Genomic DNA, 1115 nt, shown 5'->3' on the forward strand with positions numbered 1-1115 from the left:
CACCCCTTGTGTGTTTGGAATCGTGCATGTTGAGGGTGCCACGGACCAGGTGTTTGCCTGATCCGTGGCGGCGATCGAGAGCCCGTCACCCCTCAGGTAGCCTAAACCGTGGATGAGCTGGGGCCCGACCGCCTTCTTTTGTGAACCCGAACAGTTGCAAGGGGCAAGCCCCCGCACACAAGGAAGGGACCGAGGAGATGGGTGTACAGGATGTCGGCATCGACGTTGCCAAATGGTGGCTCGACGTGGCGGTGTTTCAGACGCAAGAGCATGCACGTTTCGACAACGACAAGGACGGATGGGCCAAGCTGATCAAGTGGCTGCAAGGCCGCAACGTGCGCGCCATCGGCATGGAACCGAGTGGAGGCTATGAGCGCGGCGTGGCCAAGGCGCTACGCAAGGCGGGCCTGCCAGCCAGGAACGTCAATCCGCACAAGCTGCGCCACTATGCCCGCGCCCTTGGCCAGTTGGCCAAGAACGATCGCATCGATGCCCTGCTGATTGCCCGCTACACAGCCGAACTGCCGACCCGGCCGGTGCAGAGCGACCCAATCGCCGAACAACTGGCCGATCTGGTCGTGGCCCGCAGGCAGCTCAGCGATGACAAGGTCAGTCTGGCCAATCAGCTCGAGCAGGTTCGCGAGCCGACGGTCAGGCGCATCTTCTCCCAGCGGCTGCGGCGCATTGAGCTCGATATCGTACTGCTTGCCAAGCGTATGGCCGATCTTGTCGCCAGCCAGCCAGCGCTCGCGGCCAAAGACCGCCTGATCCAGTCTTTCCACGGTGCTGGTCCGGTGTTCAGCCATACCGTGCTGGCCTTGGCGCCGGAGATCGGGCAGGCCTCACGACGCGAGATTGCAGCCCTTGCCGGCCTGGCGCCCTACGACTTCGACACCGGCACCTTCAAAGGTCGCCGCATCATCTGGGGCGGCCGGCATGCCGTGCGCAGGGTAGTCTATATGGCAGCCCTCACCGCCAGTCGCTCAAATCCTGTCCTCAAGGCCTTCCATCAGCGTCTCATTGCCAAGGGCAAAGAGCCCAAGGTCGCGCTCGTCGCCGTCGCGCGAAAGATCCTGACCATCCTCAGTGCAATGATCCGAAACAACGAACCTTGG

At 62.8% G+C, this 1115-nt stretch carries 1 protein-coding gene; it reads left to right on the forward strand.

All coding sequences use genetic code 11. The features are described 5' to 3' along the window. Nucleotides 1–197: 197 nt before the first annotated feature. The coding region (locus EN852_RS34515; protein ID WP_189546324.1) for an IS110 family transposase at nucleotides 198–1115 on the forward strand (918 nt) is incomplete at its 3' end.

It is taken from the genome of Mesorhizobium sp. M2E.F.Ca.ET.209.01.1.1 (assembly GCF_004010375.2).
Lineage (GTDB): Bacteria > Pseudomonadota > Alphaproteobacteria > Rhizobiales > Rhizobiaceae > Mesorhizobium.